This is a genomic window from Chryseobacterium proteolyticum (assembly GCF_046591535.1).
GTDB classification, from domain to species: Bacteria; Bacteroidota; Bacteroidia; order Flavobacteriales; family Weeksellaceae; genus Chryseobacterium; species Chryseobacterium proteolyticum.
Window position 1 is genome coordinate 1 of sequence record NZ_JBJLWK010000033.1, and the last position, 429, is coordinate 429.

1 protein-coding gene is annotated in these 429 nt (G+C 32.2%); it reads right to left on the bottom strand.

Annotated features, from left to right (window positions below; all coding sequences use genetic code 11):
- A partial coding sequence (locus ACJ5H0_RS23125; RefSeq protein WP_411252200.1) for an AMP-binding protein occupies positions 1-429 on the bottom strand: 429 nt, incomplete at both ends.

Consider the following 429-nt stretch of genomic DNA (forward strand, 5'->3'; position numbering starts at 1 on the left):
TCATTTTGGCCTTCTTTAAATGACGGGTATTTAATACATCACCTCCGGAAACAACATGTTTTAATGATTTTAAATTATAGAATTTTTCACTGTAATCAGGATTAGACAATAGATCATTTAATAGAGACGGCGGCATATTTACTTTTGTAATATTATGTTTATCAGCCAATTCCATTAAATTCTCATGTATATTACCATAAAATTCTTTATGGGCTATTACGCTCTTTCCTCCTGTAAGAAGCGGAATTAAATACTCTTCAATAGCTCCGTCAAAACAATAAGATCTGTAGAATAAAGTAGCATCCGATTCAGATAATGTAAAGAATGATTTATAATAACTCATTCTGGAAACCAGATTCCGGTTTTCTACCATTACCCCTTTTGGATTACCCGTTGTTCCAGAGGTATAGATGATATACGCTAAGTTAT